This window comes from Coleofasciculus sp. FACHB-1120, from assembly GCF_014698845.1.
Taxonomy (GTDB): Bacteria; Cyanobacteriota; Cyanobacteriia; order Cyanobacteriales; family FACHB-T130; genus FACHB-T130.
On the sequence record NZ_JACJTV010000011.1, the window covers coordinates 61242 to 78684 of the forward strand.

15 protein-coding genes, 1 tRNA gene and 1 pseudogene are annotated in these 17443 nt (G+C 47.0%); 5 read left to right on the forward strand and 12 right to left on the reverse strand.

Translation table 11 applies throughout. The annotated features are described in order from the left end of the window. Positions 1 to 152 precede the first annotated feature (152 nt). Entirely contained in the window at positions 153 to 953 is an 801-nt protein-coding gene (surE, locus tag H6H02_RS12775; RefSeq protein ID WP_190818145.1) for a 5'/3'-nucleotidase SurE, read from the forward strand. Positions 954 to 1279: 326 nt separating this feature from the next. Here surE and H6H02_RS12780 read toward each other — a convergent pair whose 3' ends face one another. The 6 genes from H6H02_RS12780 to cofG form a co-directional block, all read right to left on the reverse strand. Then, complete coding sequence (locus tag H6H02_RS12780) at positions 1280 to 2128, reverse strand: cistern family PEP-CTERM protein (protein ID WP_190818146.1); 849 nt, start codon at positions 2126 to 2128, stop codon at positions 1280 to 1282. Positions 2129 to 2376: 248 nt separating this feature from the next. After that, on the reverse strand, positions 2377 to 4065 hold the full coding sequence (gene hflX / locus H6H02_RS12785) for a GTPase HflX (RefSeq protein ID WP_190818335.1): 1689 nt from the start codon (positions 4063 to 4065) through the stop codon (positions 2377 to 2379). A 125-nt stretch (positions 4066 to 4190) separates the two neighbouring features. Further along, positions 4191 to 4616, reverse strand: coding sequence for a tetratricopeptide repeat protein (locus H6H02_RS12790; RefSeq protein WP_190818147.1), 426 nt, complete (start codon positions 4614 to 4616; stop codon positions 4191 to 4193). 123 nt (positions 4617 to 4739) lie between these two features. Then, positions 4740 to 5081 carry a type II toxin-antitoxin system PemK/MazF family toxin gene (locus tag H6H02_RS12795; RefSeq protein ID WP_190818148.1) on the reverse strand — a complete coding sequence of 114 codons (342 nt, stop codon included), beginning with the start codon at positions 5079 to 5081 and terminating at the stop codon, positions 4740 to 4742. Further along, the gene (locus tag H6H02_RS12800; protein WP_190818149.1) at positions 5068 to 6519 is read right to left on the reverse strand and encodes a tetratricopeptide repeat protein; all 1452 of its coding nucleotides are present in this window, start codon (positions 6517 to 6519) and stop codon (positions 5068 to 5070) included. Before H6H02_RS12800 ends, H6H02_RS12795 begins: the two co-directional genes overlap by 14 nt. Before the next feature lie 61 nt (positions 6520 to 6580). Continuing rightward, complete coding sequence (gene cofG, locus H6H02_RS12805; RefSeq protein WP_190818151.1) at positions 6581 to 7558, reverse strand: 7,8-didemethyl-8-hydroxy-5-deazariboflavin synthase subunit CofG; 978 nt, start codon at positions 7556 to 7558, stop codon at positions 6581 to 6583. Positions 7559 to 7717: 159 nt separating this feature from the next. Between cofG and H6H02_RS12810 the strand changes: the two genes are divergently transcribed. Continuing rightward, positions 7718 to 10657 (forward strand): glycerol-3-phosphate acyltransferase, encoded by a 2940-nt coding sequence (locus H6H02_RS12810; RefSeq protein WP_190818153.1) that lies wholly within the window; start codon positions 7718 to 7720, stop codon positions 10655 to 10657. Between the two features lie 766 nt (positions 10658 to 11423). On the opposite strand, the gene H6H02_RS12820 is transcribed toward H6H02_RS12810, so the two are convergent. Then, positions 11424 to 12302, reverse strand: a complete 879-nt coding sequence (locus H6H02_RS12820; protein WP_190818157.1) for a DUF72 domain-containing protein — start codon at positions 12300 to 12302, stop codon at positions 11424 to 11426. Between the two features lie 75 nt (positions 12303 to 12377). Here H6H02_RS12820 and H6H02_RS12825 point away from each other — a divergent pair, with 75 nt between their 5' ends. Further along, complete coding sequence (locus H6H02_RS12825) at positions 12378 to 12890, forward strand: DUF393 domain-containing protein (RefSeq protein WP_190818159.1); 513 nt, start codon at positions 12378 to 12380, stop codon at positions 12888 to 12890. 90 nt (positions 12891 to 12980) lie between these two features. Further along, positions 12981 to 13193, forward strand: a complete 213-nt coding sequence (locus H6H02_RS12830) for a hypothetical protein (RefSeq protein WP_190818161.1) — start codon at positions 12981 to 12983, stop codon at positions 13191 to 13193. A gap of 146 nt (positions 13194 to 13339) precedes the next feature. Here H6H02_RS12830 and H6H02_RS12835 read toward each other — a convergent pair whose 3' ends face one another. The 4 genes and pseudogenes from H6H02_RS12835 to H6H02_RS27650 all read right to left on the reverse strand — a co-directional run bounded on the left by H6H02_RS12835 (position 13340) and on the right by H6H02_RS27650 (position 15237). Beyond that, complete coding sequence (locus tag H6H02_RS12835) at positions 13340 to 14308, reverse strand: hypothetical protein (protein WP_190818162.1); 969 nt, start codon at positions 14306 to 14308, stop codon at positions 13340 to 13342. Positions 14309 to 14679: 371 nt separating this feature from the next. After that, on the reverse strand, positions 14680 to 14895 hold the full coding sequence (locus tag H6H02_RS12840; RefSeq protein ID WP_190818163.1) for a type II toxin-antitoxin system HicB family antitoxin: 216 nt from the start codon (positions 14893 to 14895) through the stop codon (positions 14680 to 14682). Beyond that, a pseudogene (locus H6H02_RS27890) lies at positions 14895 to 15106 on the reverse strand (type II toxin-antitoxin system HicA family toxin). Before H6H02_RS27890 ends, H6H02_RS12840 begins: the two are co-directional and overlap by 1 nt. After that, on the reverse strand, positions 15103 to 15237 hold the full coding sequence (locus H6H02_RS27650) for a hypothetical protein (RefSeq protein ID WP_277922553.1): 135 nt from the start codon (positions 15235 to 15237) through the stop codon (positions 15103 to 15105). The pseudogene H6H02_RS27890 and the gene H6H02_RS27650 overlap by 4 nt, the downstream one beginning before the upstream one ends. A 210-nt stretch (positions 15238 to 15447) precedes the next feature. Between H6H02_RS27650 and H6H02_RS12850 the strand changes: the two genes are divergently transcribed. Then, positions 15448 to 17163, forward strand: coding sequence for an NAD(P)H-quinone oxidoreductase subunit 4 (locus H6H02_RS12850; RefSeq protein ID WP_190818164.1), 1716 nt, complete (start codon positions 15448 to 15450; stop codon positions 17161 to 17163). Between the two features lie 92 nt (positions 17164 to 17255). Here H6H02_RS12850 and H6H02_RS12855 read toward each other — a convergent pair. Then, positions 17256 to 17329 (reverse strand) — tRNA-Val (locus tag H6H02_RS12855). Between the last annotated feature and the right edge of the window lie 114 nt (positions 17330 to 17443).

Genomic DNA, 17443 nt, shown 5'->3' on the forward strand with positions numbered 1-17443 from the left:
CGTGGTCATTTTAGAGAGGGTCATTTCTAGTGGCAGTAAGCTTGAGTTTAGCGCGATTTTGACTCATTCATCTGCTACAAGCTGCTACAGGCTGCGATGCAAATTCATCCACAATAGAGTGAACTCCTTGATACACCCCCTTGATTGAATTGATGAAATTGCTAATCAGCAACGATGATGGCATCTTCGCTCTGGGCATTCGCGCCCTCGCGAATGCTCTTGCAGAAGCCGGTCACGATGTCACCGTAGTTTGTCCCGACCGAGAACGGTCCGCCACTGGTCACGGTCTTACCCTCCACGACCCCATTCGCGCCGAAGTCGTTGACTCGATTTTTCATCCCACAGTTAAAGCTTGGTCTTGTTCGGGAACCCCCTCCGACTGCGTGAAACTGGCACTAGGTGCGTTGCTCGACGCCCCCCCGGATTTTGTCCTTTCTGGTATTAACCACGGCTCCAATCTCGGCACCGACATTCTTTACTCTGGTACAGTTTCAGCAGCAATGGAAGGCGTAATTGAAGGAATTCCCAGCATTGCTTTTAGCCTGACCAGTTACACTTTAAGGGAATTTCAACCCGCTGCCCGGTTTGCCACAATTCTGCTTTCTCACTTATCGAAGCAGCCGCTACCAGAGGCAATGTTACTCAATGTCAATGTACCGCCTGTGAAGTGGGAAGAAATTGCTGGTGTTGCTCTGACTCGCCAAGGAATTCGTCGCTATTTTGATATCTTTCAAAAGCGAGTAGATCCTCGTGGCAAAACTTATTATTGGTTAGCGGGTGAGGCTTTGGAGGAAGTAGAACAACCAGAAAATCCCCTATTACCCAGCCATATAGAAACGGATGTTCAGGCGATTCGCAAAAATTACATCACTGTGACACCTTTGCAATACAACCTTACCTATGCCGCAGGGATAAATAGCTTGCAGGAGTGGGGCTTAAATTTCAATTTATAGCAGTTCTCTAGTACGGTTTAACCCCGCCTAGGCTCCTCCCCATTCGTGCAAACCGGTTCAATATTTCCCCTCTCCGTGAACGGAGAGGGGTTAGGGGTGAGGTTCCAATTTTATCTTGCACGCAAGCAAGAAACGCTATATAAGCTTTGTCCTTGCCCACCTTCTTAATTTTCATTTTAGCTTCCTTGGCAATTCGCTAAGGAAGCGATTTCTCGGCTGTATTTAAACCCTAGTTGCCGTCACATTTCTTGTAACGGCAACCAGGGTTTAGCGGATGAAAGGAAAGATTAAAAGCTCGGCAACTTTTAACAAAAAGCTAATTAAGGTTACACTACATTCTTTCGCTTTAACGCTCTAGCAGCACCAGCAGCAACGAAGCCTAAAGCTAATGCTGTAGCAGGCTCAGGTACTGGTTTTGGTAAGTTGGATAGAGGCTTGCCAGCCAGCTCGTAACTACCATTTTCAGTTTGAAACTTGATGGGAAAAGACCCTAAACTAGCAGCGGAATCCACCCCAAAATTGCCTGTAATGTTAAGCTTAAAGGTGTCTGATGTATCGCCCGATTGCAAGCCCTGCTTAACGTTACCACCACTGCAATTATTGGCTGCATAGATACAAACATCAATACCTTTGAAGCCACCCGGATAATTTTGCTGAGGGCCGTTACCTGCCCTAACCTTATCAAATACTTTTCCTGTGCCCATTGTGGCAAACGAGCCACTTCCATTGGGAGTTACGCTTAAGCCGGTACTGAGTATCGCTGCCTGGAAATTAGCAGAAGTTGTATTTGTAATGTTGACTTCCAAAGATAGGAGATTTTGAGTGAAGTCAAGCACCTTAAAGATACTTGTGGCACTTAAATCTACAGGGGTGCTTTCACCATCTGTGTTTTGAGTACCGCTGGCGAGAAACCAATCAACTAAAAAGGAATTACCAATGTCATCCTTAGTAATACCAACATCGTACAGTTGTTGACCGCCTGGATTTCCCGCTGTACTATTAGCTCCTGTTTTTGTGGTGATTGTGAAAGCCTTGGCAGGGGAGAATGCAGAAGATGCAGTGGCTATTCCTGCGGCAACTACAACAGATGCAAAAATCGAAACGGAACGGCTACCGATGGCAGATAAAACAGGTAATCCGATATTTAGTTTTGAGAGGGCTTGTACCATTATCATTGAGTTCCTGTATTTTTGCCCGGTTTATCCAACTAGGGTAAGTATTTTTACGCAGAGTTAATCTAGATGTAGATGATTCCAATAGACAGTGTCTAGGGTGAAGTAAGGATTTTTACTGAATCTTTAAGAATAACGGGGCTTGCTTTACTAGAACTTCACAAAGAACCTACGTGATTGTACGCTAGACAAAGAGAGCTAACGGACAATCACCTAGGTTCTCACCTTTCGGAGAAGTTATTTTTGAGGCTTTACTCTTGCGCGATCGCATACTGAACCAGTTGGCTCATGCGCTGACGCAAAGTTTCTAAGCCAAGGCGCTGACTAGCGGAAATAAACACTGCTTGCGGAAATTCTTCCTGTGCCAGAACCAACGTATCGCCATCAACTTCGTCGATTTTATTAAACACAACCATTACTGGGCCGGGTGTTATGGGCATTTCCGACAAGATAGCCATTACAGAACGAATCTGACTTTGCCACGCCGGATGGGATAAATCCACCACATGAAGCAGCGCGTCAGCTTCCGTCACTTCCTCCAAGGTGGCGCGAAAAGCATCCATTAAAGAAGGCGGCAACTCGTGAATAAATCCCACTGTGTCTGTCAGCACAATCTGGAGGGGTTGAGCCATCAGGGCGTCAGAAATCGTTAAGCGTCGTGTGGTGGGGTCGAGAGTCGCAAATAGCTGGTCAGCCGTGTAAACTTCGGAATTCGTCAGTACATTCAATAGGGTAGACTTCCCAGCATTGGTGTAACCAACTAAAGCGAGGGAAGGAACTTCCTGATGTTGGCGCGAAAGTCGCAGTCGCGAACGGTGTGCTTGCAGCTGGTTCACTTCCTGTTGCAGTCGGGCAATGCGGCGCTGAATCGCACGGCGTTCGGTTTCTAATTTTGTTTCCCCAGGTCCTCTAGTGCCGATACCGCCGCCTAGTCGGGACATCGCTTGACCTCGACCTGTCAGGCGGGGCAGCATATATTCCAGTTGAGCCAGTTCTACCTGCAACTTCCCAGCACCGGACTGGGCGCGTTGGGCAAAGATATCCAAAATCACCTCAGTGCGGTCTACCACCCGAATGCCAGTTTGGACTTCCAAGTTGCGAACCTGTGCAGGTGAGAGGTCGCGGTCAAATACAATCAGGTTCACGCCAAGAGTCTGGGCAGTGAGGGCAATTTCCTGTACTTTTCCTTCACCCACGACTGTCTGAGGATGGGGACGGGGGCGCTTCTGCTGCATCGTCTCCAAGACTTGTCCCCCAGCAGTATCCACCAACCGCGCTAATTCTTGCAGTCCGTCTTGGAATTGCTGGGGCGTTCTGTCACCCGTCATCAACCCGACCAGCAGCACTCGGTCGTGGTCGATATCTACTTGTTGGGCAACAAATTCCCGCTGGAATTCGGCTTCTAGTCCATCGACCAGTTCCAGGAAATCCTGATCCGCCAGCACATCTAGGCTCATCGGCGGCGACAGACTCCAAGTAGCTTCCGGGTGAGGAACTAGGTGAGCAAGATAAGTTTCTTTAATATAACCTGTGGCTCCGCCGCCACGACGCTCAAACCCAGTTCCAGTCAGGGATATCACCACTAGCGCATCCAGACGTTGCATTGCCATTGCAGTTAAGGCAGCTTCATTGGGCGCTTCTGGTTTCAACTGGGTGGCGATGCAGCGAATGCCGCTAAGTCGTTCTGCACCGTAGCGAGGCAATTCTAGAGGGGGAATCTGCGTTTGCCTGGGGGTTCCCACTCCTACCCGAATCACCTGTCCCCGGCGATTGATGTAGGCGCACATTGGCTGATTAATTTCCGTGCTGATTGCTGCCAGCCTCTGGGCAAATTCTGGCGTAGTCAGACAATCGCCCGGTAGCCGCTGATGATACAGTCGCTGTAGCTGCTTCAGATGGCTGGACTTAAGACCTTGAAGATTGCCGTAGATAGTCTCGATAGGGGTTTTATGCCAGTAAACTGGCTCCTGAATTCGATAACTCTATTTTACCGACTTCATCGCTGATGAAAAGGAGAGGGGCAAAGGTGCAGGGGACTTTGGAGGGCGAGAATTACGAACGTTACCTATTCCCAATTACCCATTACCCATTTCTGAAGGAGTTTTCGCCATCGTGGTGTTTTCTGGTTTCCCAAGGCTTTGTCATAGCTCGCGTAGGCTTGTTTGTAGCGCCCTAGACGATGCAGCGCCGCGCCTCGGAATGTCCAAGCTTCTTTATCTTCTGGGGCAATTTTTAGCGCCTTGTCGCAGCTAGAGAGGGCTTCTTCATAGCGTTTTAAGTGAATTAGCACAACGCCTCGAAATACCCAAGCATCAGCGTCTGAGGGTGCAATCTCTACCGTTCGCTCGAAGCAGATGAGTGCTTCTTGATAGCGACCTAAGTTCGCTAGCGCTTCGCCTCGGTTGTACCAGATTTTGGGGTCGCTGGAGTCAACGCCCAAGGCTTGATCGATACTCGCGATCGCTTGCTCGTAGTGCCCTAATCTACGCATAGATATTTATACACCAGGAACCCTGGCTTCAAAAGGGGTGTATCTATTCTACAAAAATGTCGGAAGAGGTCATCGGTAGAAATGCGATCGCGCTTTGCGGTGAGTAGGGATGCGATCGCGCAATCAGTCACTCAGCAGCTTGCACAGCTTTTCAGAAATTTTTACCTGCGTATCAGATGACAATTCACCCAATTTTCGCTGGATTACGGTTGTAGAAACTGTTACCATTTGATGCAATCTGATAGTCGATGGTACGCGCAATCCTGAAGCGCCAAAATCGGGATGGGCGCTATCTAACAGGATATCTGTTTCCAGTAAGCTAGATGGAATACGACTGGTAATATAAGCCAAGATGATGTGCCTTTTAGCTCCTACTGGGTTAGTTAAGCAAACGGCTGGACGCACCTTATTACTCGATAAATCATCATAAGGAAAAGGCGCTAGAAAAATTTTACCTTTCGTCATAGAATGGTTCGCCGTCAGCTAAAGTGTAGATGTCTTCTTCTGGGTCTGTTATAAAACCATAATTTGGGTCACTGGCTATAGTTTTCGCCCATTCTGGGTCATGGAATGGTTCGCCGTCAGCTAAAGTATAGATGTCTTCTTCTGGGTCTTTCAAAAAATCAAAAGCTGGATTTCTGACGGCTGCTTTCAGCCATTCATATTCTTCCAGTTCTGCTTTTTTAAGTAAAGCAGCTTGCAGTACCTCTTTTTCCCTATTATTTTCTTTCTGAATCAAAGCCTTAAAATGCTCATCATGACGAATGCCGTCTAAATCTGAGTCATTTCTTGCGATCTCCGGGTATTTGTCAGGACTCAAGTTAATGGCTTGTTGCAAGTTTTCAATTGCTTGCTCAACATTATTCTGTAAGGCATAACAGCAAGCCTTGTTATAATAAGCGTCGGGATAGTCAGTTTTGAATTCTAGGACTTTATCAAAGCTAGAGATCGCTTCGTCTAAGCGTCGCAACTTTAACAGTATAATGCCTCGATATTGCCAAGCCAGGTAAAAGTTGGGTTGAATATTCAAGGCTTGGTCATAGCTAGAAAGCGCTTCGTCTAAGCGTTCTAATTTCAGTAATGCATTACCCCGGTTGTACCAGACTTCTTGAGCATCAGATTTTATTTGTATAGCTTTGTCGTAACTAACAATTCCCTCTTCATATCGACCTAAGCGATATAAAATACTAGCCAAGTTGTACAAAGCATCAAACCTGTCGGGCTGGATTTCTAGAGCTTTGTTGAAGCTGGCAATTGCTTCCTCATAGCTGTCTATTTTACTCAATACCACACCTAGGCTATACCAAATCCAGTCATTGCCAGGTTGAATTTCTAGGGCTTTGTTAAAGCTAGCAATTGCTTCCTCATAGCTACCTAAGTTAGTTAAAGTAACGCCCTGATTATACCAACTCCAGTAATCATTAGGGTTTAACTGGATGGCTTTTTTGAAACTGGCAAAAGCATCTTCCAAACGTCCTAAGTCGAATAAAAGAATACCTCTGTGATACCAGGCTTCGCTAAAGTCTGGCTGAATTTTCAGAGCATTGTCCCAACTGGCAATTGCTTCGTCAATGCGTCCTAACTCACTTAGCGCAATTCCCCGGTTGTACCAAGCTTCATAGAAGTCCGGTTGAATTTCCAGAGCATTGTCCCAACTGGCAATTGCTTCGTCAATGCGTCCTAACTTTACTAGCACAATGCCCCGGTTGTACCAGGCGTCGTAAGCATCACGTTTAATTTCTAGAGCTTTTTGGTAGCTAGCAATCGCTTCTTCAAAACGATCTTGTTTAAACAGCGCATTGCCCTGGTTATACTGAGTTTCGTCTTTGTCGGGCTTGATGTCTAGAAGTTTTTCAAGTTTAGTGACCACTTCTAGGGGGCGTTCTAAAAGGTCTGTTCTCATTTGGGTATATTTTTACTCAATCTTTTCTAAATTGGTCAGATGAGAGTTGATGCGATCGCTTCTATTTAACGCTCTCTTCTAATAACGTAGCACTGCGCCATTGATTGACGGCACTTTGCAACCTATCTGATAACCAATCATCGTACTGAGGATAAAGAGGCAATCGAGGTACTAACTCCCAGCCCACAGGTTCTAAAATTTCTTTTAATTGCTGATGCTGAATATGAGGATAATCAGGATTCACTTCATCTTTCGGGCCAATTCCGCCTAAATCTCTGGCACCAGCTTCTACACAGGCGAGTAGCCAATCCGAATCTGTAACTAAATTGGGGGGGATTTGGATAGTAATATCTGGGGGGAGAATTTGACGGGCTTTGGCGATGACTTCGGGTAATTGATGGGGGTCAAACGGTGGGGCGTCGAAGGTTTGTTGAGCGCCGGGGCTGTGGGGTTGGAGAATGACTTCTTGAATGTGATGATAGCGTTGGTGGAGATGCGCGATCGCTTCCAGGGTTTCCCACCAATCTGACTCGCTTTCTCCAATTCCTAAGAGCAATCCGGTTGTAAAGGGAATCTGCAATTCTCCTGCCCACTCTAACTGTTGCAAACGGAACTCTGGGACTTTACTCGGAGCGTGTTTGTGAACGGTTTGCAAGAGCTGCGGTGTTAGCTGTTCTAACATTAATCCCATCGAAACATTAACATCCTTCAGCTTTTGCATTTCCTCAAAACTCAATGGCCCTGCATTCGTGTGAGGCAGAAATCCCATTGATAGGGCTAGTTCGCAAAGGTCATAAATGTGCTGGAACCATGCCTGACGGCGTGAGGAATGGGGATGCACTTCGCCGCTGAGGATGAGGATTTCACAGACGTTTTGAGAGGCAAGCGATCGCAAGATTCTCTGGGCATCTGAGAGGGTGAGCCAAGGACTTTTACCGGGATCGGTGCGGAAGTTGCAGTAACTACAGCGATTAAAACACTCGTAGGTGGGGACAACGGTGTAGGCGGGGCTGTAGGTGACAATGCGGGAGGATGACATCGTTTAGATTTTTAACGCTTTAGGTAGCAAAGGGAAGCGCAAAGGGGTGCAAAGGAGAGACGCGATCGCTGGGCATTTCGACAACTTTGCGAACCTCTGTTGTTCTTTGCGTTGAGAAACATTACTACAATTCATGTGTTGGTACTGCTACTCCCAGCCATGACTCTGACTCAAGTTTGGGGCGCTCTCCTCATTTTTATTGTCTGTCCTCTCTTGGGCGGATTGCCTCTCATTGCTTGGATTGTTCGCGCCCTGACTGGGCGGCGACTGGCAAGACTGGGCACGGGCAATGTGTCCGTCTCTGCTGCTTTTTACCACGGGGGACGGCTTGCGGGGATTTTGGCAGTGCTGTCGGAAGCTTCTAAGGGGATTGCTGCGGTTTTATTGGCGCGGAGTTTCTTTCCTGCGAACCCGGAATGGGAGTTAATTGCGCTGATTGCGCTGGTGCTGGGGCGTTATTGGATGGGGCGGGGCGCTGGCACAACGAATGTTGTGTGGGGGATTGCGGTTCATGCTCCGCTAGTAGCAGTCTTAGTATTTGTAATTGGGGGAGTTAGTTTTACACTGGTGCGGGAGAGGAAACAGGGGCGCATTTTGGTTTTAATTTTGTTGCCCGTATTCATGGCGCTATTGCCGAATCACTCAACCGCGCAAGTTGTCGCCGCGATCGCTCTCAGTAGTATCATCGCCTGGATTTATCAGAAAATCCCCGATGATTTAGACCTTCCATCCGAACAAGCACAAACTGGGAATAAAGCTGTGTTTCGTTTTTTCCGAGGTGATAAAGCGATTGTTTCTCTCGATCAACCGCTAGAAGCCAGCAAGGTGGGACAAAAAGCGGCAACGTTATCTCAGCTGAAACGCTGGGGTTATCCGGTGCCGATGGGCTGGGTGCTGACGCCTGGGGACGATCCGGGGGTGATGATGGAGTTTCTCCAAGTTTCCGAACAACAACCCCTCGCGGTGCGTTCTTCTGCGGTTGGGGAAGACTCGGAACAGGCTTCGGCGGCGGGACAATACGAGACGATTTTGAATGTTACGAGTGCAGAAGCGTTGGAGGAGGCGATTACTCGCGTTCTGGCTTCTTACGATAACCCAGCAGCAAAGACTTATCGGCGCGATCGCAATCTCCCAGAAGCTTCGATGTCGGTGTTGATTCAAACACAAGTCCGGGGCGTCTTTTCAGGTGTTGCTTTTAGCCGAGATCCGATTGCCCAGCAAGGTAATGCAGTCGTGATTGAGGCATTGCCGGGAGATGCGGCGCGGATTGTATCCGGGCAAGTGACGCCGGAGCAATATCGGGTGTTTGTAGACGATCTTCAGGCGCAGGATGTCGAGTCTTTACCCGTGGAAGGTAGCGGCGATGTCCCCCCGGCATTGATTCAGCAAGTCGCTTACTTAGCGCGGCAGTTGGAAAGTCAGTATCACGGCATTCCCCAAGATGTTGAATGGAGTTACGATGGGCAAACCCTGTGGTTATTGCAATCGCGGACAATTACTACTCTGCAACCCATCTGGACGCGCAAGATTGCCGCTGAGGTGATTCCGGGATTAATTCGTCCGCTGACGTGGTCGATTAATCGTCCTTTGACTTGCGGTGTTTGGGGAGAGATTTTTACTTTAGTTTTGGGCAAAGAAGCGGCTGGTTTAGATTTTAATGAAATGGCGACGTTGCAAGCCTCTCGCGCCTACTTTAATGCAACCTTGTTAGGGCAAACTTTCCGTCGTATGGGTTTACCGGCAGAAAGTTTAGAGTTTTTAACCAGAGGTGCTAAGTTCTCAAAACCCCCTCTGGTTTCTACGCTGCGAAATGTGCCGGGGTTACTGCGGTTATTGGGGCGTGAGTTGAGTTTAGAAAAGGATTTTGCGCGAGATGAACGGCGCTTATTTACCCCTATTTTGGAACAGGAATCTGCTTATTTAAAAGCGGGACTGGATTCTTCTCAAGAATCAGGCGCGATCGCTCTTGTCTCTACAAGCCAACCTGCGGCGCTGCTGGAACGGATAGATACTTTGCTAGAAGTGCTGAAACGGGCAACGTATTACAGTATTCTCGCTCCCTTGAGTTTTGCGTTGCGGCAAGCGTTATTCAAGGTCAAGGATTCACAATTAGATAACAGCCAAACTCCGGAAGTGGCTTCATTGCGATCGCTCGAAGATATCGCACTGGATGCCCGTAATTTGCTCCCTCATTCGCCATCATCACCTGAAAATTCATCCTCTTTCTTCACCCTGCTGGCTGAAATGCCAGATGGGCAAAGTATTCTAGAACAGTTCGATCGATGGCTTGACCGTTATGGATACTTGAGCGATGTGGGAACCGATATCGCTGTTCCTACTTGGAAGGAAGATCCTCATGCGGTTCGGGAATTGCTGACGCAGTTTTTCGGGGAAACTGAACATAGGTACAGAGAACCCAAAGAAAAGCAGGGATGGAAGGTTGATTCCGTGCAGCGACGGCTCAATTTGAAGGGCAAGGTTACAGATATCTATAGTCGTTTGTTGGCGGAAGTGCGTTGGAATTTTGTAGCCTTAGAAAATATCTGGTTGCAGTCAGGTTTGCTCTCTCAATCAGGAGATATATTCTTCTTGAAATTCCATGAAATTAGGCAAATCATTCAACAATCTGACCAGTCATTCATTGACCAAGTTCCGCAGTTGGTGAAACAAAGGCGATCGCAACTGGAACAAGATAGTCAGATGGCGAGTGTATCGCCTTTAGTCTATGGTAATGCGCCGCCCTCTACATATTTCAACACCGCCAACCGGCAAGTCAGTCAAAAGCGATTGCAAGGCATTGGTGCCAGTCCGGGGCAAGTAGAAGGGAAAGTAAAAGTTCTCCGCAGTTTACAAGCAATTCCAGATATTGACCGCGACACTATTTTAGTCGTGCCTTACACTGATTCTGGTTGGGCAGCACTGCTGTCTCGCGTGGGTGGGTTAATTGCAGAAGTGGGAGGACGTCTTTCTCACGGTGCGATTGTTGCCCGCGAGTATGGCATTCCAGCGGTGATGGATATCCACAACGCCACGCAATTATTGCAAGATGGTCAACAGGTACGAATTGATGGTCAGCAGGGAACGGTGGAAATTTTGTGAGTTATAACAACAATAGTCATGAAAATTTATTGTTTAAAAATTCAGTATGATTAACTTCGGTATCAACTCAGCCAGTATTCTTGGGATTGTACTGATACTGTTTGGCATATTACTTATATCTTTAGGATTATTGCTTCGCAGACCTTTTCAAGTTGAAAATCTAATTCAAGATAGTGTTCTGGCTTCAGTTTATTTACTGTGCGGTTTGATTCTGTTTTTTCAGGGATGGCGACTCGCTCCAATTTTACAGTTTGGTCAAATTCTACTAACCGCTTCCAGTATGTATTTGATTGCCAAAGATATATTCCGCCGTTCTTTAACTTCTAGAGGGTAAACTCATCTTTTATGAACAATCGCGTCAAATTCACTCTAGCCATCGTCCTGGGTTTTTCGTTTTCTGGCATCCAAACACTGTCCTTAGACCAACACCGCGTTGCAAGCGCTCAAGCAAATGCAACAAATTGTCCTTTTTTTGCAGGGAAATGGTTAGTTCGGGTTAAAAACGCCGAGCGAACTGTTCTTCAACGCATAACTAGAGAATACCCAACTATAGAAGTTCGCTCTTGTTACTGGAGAGACACGAATACTACAGTTAATGGCTTCCAAATTGGCCCATTTCCAACTCCGCAATCAGCAGGGTTATTTTACCAAAAACTCACTGCTTCTAGGGTTCGTTCGACAGATGTAACGATTGTCAATCCTCCAAGACAATTTCAGGGGGTTAGACCCAGAAATCGCTAGAGATAATTCTTGCAAAACAACACTTTCAAAACAGACTTAGCTGGGTAGGTGGCAACTCAATCGCATTCCAGGGAAGGGGTGGAACGGGTGCGTTATGTTGTTCTAGCAACTGCTGAAAATGACGGGCATTTCCAGGCGATCGCTCTTCTAAAGGACAATGGACGAAGAAGTAAATCTTTGTCCCCTGACGCAACCACCCATCTAGCAAACTCACCCACTCTTCCATAAAAGGCTGATTCACCGACTGCTCTGGATGGCTGATAAACCGGATTAAGCTAAAGGAAGCCGTGACAATTGGTTGCACAGGCACGTTGGGTTTTCGCGATTCTGGATACTCTTGAGGCTTTGCCGATGCCGTGTAAACAGGGCGAGTATCCAACAGTACCCGTCCCACACCCAACTGCTGCAAAAGCGCCGTCAGATGGTTGCTGTGGGGTTCTTTGAACCAGTCGGGATGACGAACTTCCAGCGCTAAAGGTGCTTCATGGCGAGGCCATGCCTCCAAAAAAGCGGTTAAGTCATCCAAATATGCCGGGGGATAGTTGGGAGGCAATTGGGCAAAAATGGGGCCAAGACGACTCTCCTCTGGAGATGCTGCGCTAACGCCTAAACCTTGCATCTGTTCTAAAAACTTTAATGCCTCTGGAATCGACGGTTGTAGCAAGCCATTGTGTGTCACATTCCGAGGCAACTTGAGGCAAAATTTAAAACCTGCTGGTGTTTCTTGTGCCCAACGCGCTACGGTATCTGCGTCTGGTACGGCGTAGAAAGTCGTATTGCCTTCAACGGTTGTGAAACGCTGACTGTATAGGCGCAGAAAATCTTTGGAACGGCTTCCAGATGGAAAAAGGTCGCCTATCCAGCCTTTATAACCCCAAACTGCACATCCCAGAAGAAAGCTCATATCTTTAAGTTTCTTTACAATATTAAGGTGTGCTTGTTCTCCTCATGTGAGGAATCCGTTAATTGAGAACCACCTATGTCCTCTTCTAAGACTCCGTTCCCCGAATCGCTTGAAGCTTCTACCCCGCCTCAGTCTTCTTCACCATCATGGCAAATTGAGCTGCTGTATGACGGTGAATGTCCTTTATGTGTGCGAGAAGTCAATTTTTTGAAGAAACGGGATGCCGGTCGAGGTTTGGTGGCGTTTGTGGACATCGCAGGCGATCGCTATACCCCGGAAGTGCATGGCGGTGTTGACTTTGAAACGGCGATGGGGCGAATTCATGCGGTGCTTCCCGATGGGACTGTCGTCAAGAATGTAGAAGTCTTCCGCCGCGTCTATGAAATCTTGGGGATGGGGTGGATCTATGCAGCTACCAAATTGCCGATTATCGGTTCTATCGTGGATACGCTGTATGAAATTTGGGCTGATTGGCGACTTGCCCTCACTGGACGACCCGATTTAGCCACGATTGTTAGCGATCGCCAAAAGCGCATCGAGTGCGAGACGCAGGGGCGCTGTCGGCTAAATGATGATAATCAACCTTAGTCAATCAGAATAACCCAACTAAAGGAAGTCAACTGCACAAATAGGTCAAGCTAACCTAAAAAGAGACTACTCTCGCTAGTAGGGAAAAAAATGCAAGACTCAGCATATATTATCTTCATTGTCTTTGCTTGTATCTGGATATTAATGGGAGCCGTTGCTGTGATTGCACTCCTCAAATCCGAGAATCAAGAGCTTCGGTTTGGCAAATGGGGACTCATCGTGGCTCTCCCGATTATTATCCCATTCATTCTGGCTCTACTCTATCAGGTAGCAAGACCATTTATTCTGAAATACCTTTTTTGAAAATTTGGGCTAAATCTTAACATCAATCTTTTGTTAATGGCTAAGCCCTATCTACTGGCTTGTCCATCGCATCCAGCAATTACAGCAGCAGATTGAGGCGTGGCAAGCGATGCAGTCAAAGTTGGGAGGGAATGAGCGATTACTTCTTATGCCGAGTCGCCTTGTATAGCCTTATATGCTTCTACAAGCAAAACTATATTTGAAGCGGTAAGGTGCAACACGTATGCGGCTAAGTATTCAGGGACGCTTATAGGTTGTGATCCTTGACCATGACCAGATGTTTTATTGCGAACAGTGGGGACACCAGCTTCAAGAACAGACCGTAAGGCTGATAAATGGCTTTGAAGATACTTTGGGACAAGCTCTTCTTCAAGCACGACAGTAATAAGGTCTTTAGCAGTAGCACCCTTGGAGTAAGACCATTCACACTCATCACAGATTGTTTTCATAGTACTCTCAAAAGCATTCAGCGCATCAACGATTGCATCTTTGTATTCCTTCTTTCTATAGTGGTCATGGGCACTTCGGAATTCTTGCTCAGCTCCTTTGAAATGCTGACTAGAGAGTAGGATGAGCGCCGGTACAACAACCTCTGCGTGGATGAAACCTGAATCAACACGAACGATCTGACTGTTATTGTACTGATAGCCTATTGCATGCTCACGAAAGCGATGATTTAACTCGCTAATAGCATCCTCAGGAAGTTGGGACACCTCTAACTCACCTTGGCGTTGATAGTCTTGCAATATTTCGCGAATATCTTCATCTATGTAGTGAAACGTAAATTCAATTAGATCGAGGAGATGATCAACAGGAGTGTCTTGATCAAGCAAAAAAGACTTACATTGCTCGAAAGGATTTTGGAACTCGCTTCCAAGATTGAACAAACCTAGTTCCCTAGCAAACGAGTCATGAATTGCGTGCCATAAACGACTTACTAATGGCACGAATCGTATGACGCGTGCCGGTTCGGAATAAGGTCCAATAGCACTCAACCAGATATGTATTACCTGTCGTCGAAATTTGAGGGGCAAGTCTGTATACTGATATACCTCTGGTTGGTTGCCACGCTCAGCAAGCTTCTTACGCTTTGAATATAGGTCGTTGATACCCATTGTTATCTGTATTTGGCAGTGCTCTAAGTTTTTCTTACACCTAACGGTTGAATTAATCGGCGGCAAGCAACCTTGAACTCATCACTAGGAGCTTTCGTCCGTCCGTTCCGATGTAATGTTTAATCGATTTGCACGTAATAATCTGTTCTTATTCTCAATCTTCTATAAGCAGCATCCACTTCTGCATTGCTCACCTGCAATAATCTTCTTGCACAAAATTCTCTAAATCACGGCGGTTCAAACTCCTTGTAAATTTAGTGTAATTATTAAGGCATAAGGTTAAACGTACCTCACTTTCTCTCAATGCATCATCAAGTCTTGGCTGCATAGTATTTAATCCATCCTCAAGACCAAGCTTCGCCTCGCTTCACTCACCATGCTTCGCAAACAACATACTCACATAGAGGAGTTGGTTCGGGAATAGGTAAACCCTCTTCTCGCAAACCATCCAAATGAAACGCGATCGCTTCTTTTATCTGCTGTTCCATCTCTTCAAGAGTTGCACCTGTCGCCACACATCCCGGTAAATCTGGAACATAAACTGAATAGTTGCTCTCTAGCTTTTCAATCACAATCGCATAGCGCATTACTCTTCTTCTCCTGTTTCCTTCTCTTCCTTGAGTTGAGCTTGCGTCATTATGCTGTTTAACGTGCCAGGTGCTAAATCGTCGTAGGGTTTCCCTGCAATTGTGACTAAACCGGACTTAGTTGATGCTTGAACTGACGATGACTGCCCCTAGTTCTTGCCAGATACCAACCATCTTCTTCTATTAGCTTAATCACTTCCCCAACTTTCATGCTGAGCCTCTAGCACCATTGCACTCTTTCATGCTGCCAAAACGCGATCGCGCCAACTCACTTGACAAAATCAGTAGTTTGTGTGTCTGAAATGGGACGAAGGCGATCGCATCTTCCCAGTTAGACTCCACGACAAAAGAGCGAACCGACAGGTCGGCGCTTCGCGATCGCCTCTATCCTCCAGCACAAGCGATCGCCTGCGCCTCGTACCATACGCTCAGGTCGCTCAGCCTATACCTATAGATCCGTCTATAGTGATCTACAAGAAAGATTTATGACTAAATGTTTACAAAGTTTAATAAGATAATCACATACAGAAATAAGTATTTTTTCCTACTGCCATGATTGAGGATCAATTTCCTTGGCTTAGCGCGATTGTCCTGTTCCCACTCATTGCTGCACTGCTGATCCCTTTTCTGCCTCATAAAGACGGCAAGCGAGTGCGCTGGTATGCACTCGGAGTAGCGATCGCAGACTTTGCATTGATGTGCTATGTCTTTTGGAAGCATTACGATCCCAGCAGCGCTACTTTTCAACTCGTCGAGAAATATGCCTGGGTGCCTCAGTTAGGCTTGAACTGGTCAGTTTCCGTCGATGGAGTTTCAGCCCCGCTGGTGCTTCTGGCAGGCTTAGTAACGACACTCTCAATATTTGCAGCGTGGCAAGTTAATCTCAAACCCCACCTATTTTATTTCCTGATGCTGGTGCTGTACTCCGCACAGGTAGGGGTATTTGTCGCCCAAGACGTGCTGCTGCTGTTCATTATGTGGGAAGTAGAACTTATTCCCGTCTACCTACTCGTCTCGATTTGGGGTGGACAGAAGCGTCAGTACGCCGCGATGAAGTTCTTACTCTATACCGCCGCCGCTTCTATCTTTATTTTGGTGGCTGGTCTGGCGATGGCATTCTACGGCGACAATCTAACCTTCGATATAGTCGAACTCGGCTTGAAGGATTACCCGCTTGCTTTAGAACTGCTGCTTTATGCAGGATTGCTCGTTGCCTTTGGTGTCAAACTAGCGGTTTTCCCCTTGCACACCTGGCTACCAGATGCACACGGTGAGGCATCCTCTCCCGTATCAATGGTATTGGCGGGTGTACTGCTGAAGATGGGCGGATATGGTTTGATTCGCCTCAACTTAGGGCTTCTTTCGGATGCACACGTCTACTTTGCACCCGTTCTAGCGATTTTGGGCGTTGTCAATATTATCTACGGTGCGTTTAACTCCTTTGCCCAGACGAATATGAAGCGTCGCCTCGCTTATTCGTCGGTTTCTCATATGGGATTTGTTCTATTGGGGATTGCGTCCTTCACCGACTTGGGAATCAACGGCGCAATGCTGCAAATGATTTCTCACGGTTTGATTGCCTCATTACTATTCTTTTTAGCTGGAGTGACTTACGACCGCACTCACACGATGTCCATGAAAGAAATGGGCGGAATTGCTCAGGCAATGCCTACTGTGTTTGCCCTGTTTACAATGGGTGTCATGGCATCAGTGGCGCTGCCGGGAATGAGCGGCTTTGCTAGCGAACTGTCGGTTTTCATCGGTGTAACGACAAGTGATATCTACAGCTCAACTTTCCGCACCGTGACCGTCTTTCTAGCCGCCGTGGGTGTCATTCTGACCCCGATTTATCTGCTTTCGATGCTGCGACAGGTATTTTACAACTCTGGTGAAGTCCCTACCTGCGACATTGCACCTACCTGCGACATTACGGATGCAGATTTGCAGAATCAGGGAAATCAGGAGCCGGTTTGTTTTGGTACAAACTGTAGCTTGCCGATAGATGCAGCATTTATCGATGCCAGACCTCGTGAAGTGTTTATTGCGGCTTGCTTTCTGGTGCTGATTATCGGTCTTGGCGTATACCCAAATATGGGTATGCAAATGTACGATGTCAAAACTGTTGCAGTGAATGCTCAGGTTCGCCAATCTTATACCCAAATCGCAGCCGTGAATCCCCAGATTTATGCAGGAGGATTTTTAGTTCCGAAGGTTGCTGAGTCGGAAGTAACGCCCGTTTTGGGAATGGTAGAGCGTTATTCCAGGTAAGCGCTGCGTGAGTAATTGTCATTTAAAGTTTGATTTTGCCGGAGCGGCAAAATCAAACTTTAAAGAAGAGGGTTATATAGCACTGAAAAAAATGGACACAACTGGACTCGAACCAGTGACCCCCACGATGTCAACGTGGTGCTCTAACCAACTGAGCTATGCGTCCGTCCGACGATTCATAAATATAGCATAGCTTTTTATAAAAGTGCAAATAATTCTCGCTAACGGATGGAACTGAGAACTGGGTAACTAAGATGCAGAAACTCCATCGCTGTTGTCA

What these genes read in the sequence shown, in the direction of transcription:
- surE (WP_190818145.1), top strand. Translation starts at nt 153, where the DNA reads ATGAAATTGCTAATCAGCAACGATGATGGCATCTTCGCTCTGGGCATT.
- H6H02_RS12780 (WP_190818146.1), bottom strand. Translation starts at nt 2,128, where the DNA reads ATGATAATGGTACAAGCCCTCTCAAAACTAAATATCGGATTACCTGTT.
- H6H02_RS12790 (WP_190818147.1), bottom strand. Translation starts at nt 4,616, where the DNA reads ATGCGTAGATTAGGGCACTACGAGCAAGCGATCGCGAGTATCGATCAA.
- H6H02_RS12800 (WP_190818149.1), bottom strand. Translation starts at nt 6,519, where the DNA reads ATGAGAACAGACCTTTTAGAACGCCCCCTAGAAGTGGTCACTAAACTT.
- H6H02_RS12835 (WP_190818162.1), bottom strand. Translation starts at nt 14,308, where the DNA reads ATGGGTATCAACGACCTATATTCAAAGCGTAAGAAGCTTGCTGAGCGT.
- H6H02_RS12825 (WP_190818159.1), top strand. Translation starts at nt 12,378, where the DNA reads ATGTCCTCTTCTAAGACTCCGTTCCCCGAATCGCTTGAAGCTTCTACC.
- cofG (WP_190818151.1), bottom strand. Translation starts at nt 7,558, where the DNA reads ATGTCATCCTCCCGCATTGTCACCTACAGCCCCGCCTACACCGTTGTC.
- H6H02_RS12830 (WP_190818161.1), top strand. Translation starts at nt 12,981, where the DNA reads ATGCAAGACTCAGCATATATTATCTTCATTGTCTTTGCTTGTATCTGG.
- H6H02_RS12810 (WP_190818153.1), top strand. Translation starts at nt 7,718, where the DNA reads ATGACTCTGACTCAAGTTTGGGGCGCTCTCCTCATTTTTATTGTCTGT.
- H6H02_RS12850 (WP_190818164.1), top strand. Translation starts at nt 15,448, where the DNA reads ATGATTGAGGATCAATTTCCTTGGCTTAGCGCGATTGTCCTGTTCCCA.
- H6H02_RS12820 (WP_190818157.1), bottom strand. Translation starts at nt 12,302, where the DNA reads ATGAGCTTTCTTCTGGGATGTGCAGTTTGGGGTTATAAAGGCTGGATA.
- H6H02_RS12840 (WP_190818163.1), bottom strand. Translation starts at nt 14,895, where the DNA reads ATGCGCTATGCGATTGTGATTGAAAAGCTAGAGAGCAACTATTCAGTT.
- H6H02_RS12795 (WP_190818148.1), bottom strand. Translation starts at nt 5,081, where the DNA reads ATGACGAAAGGTAAAATTTTTCTAGCGCCTTTTCCTTATGATGATTTA.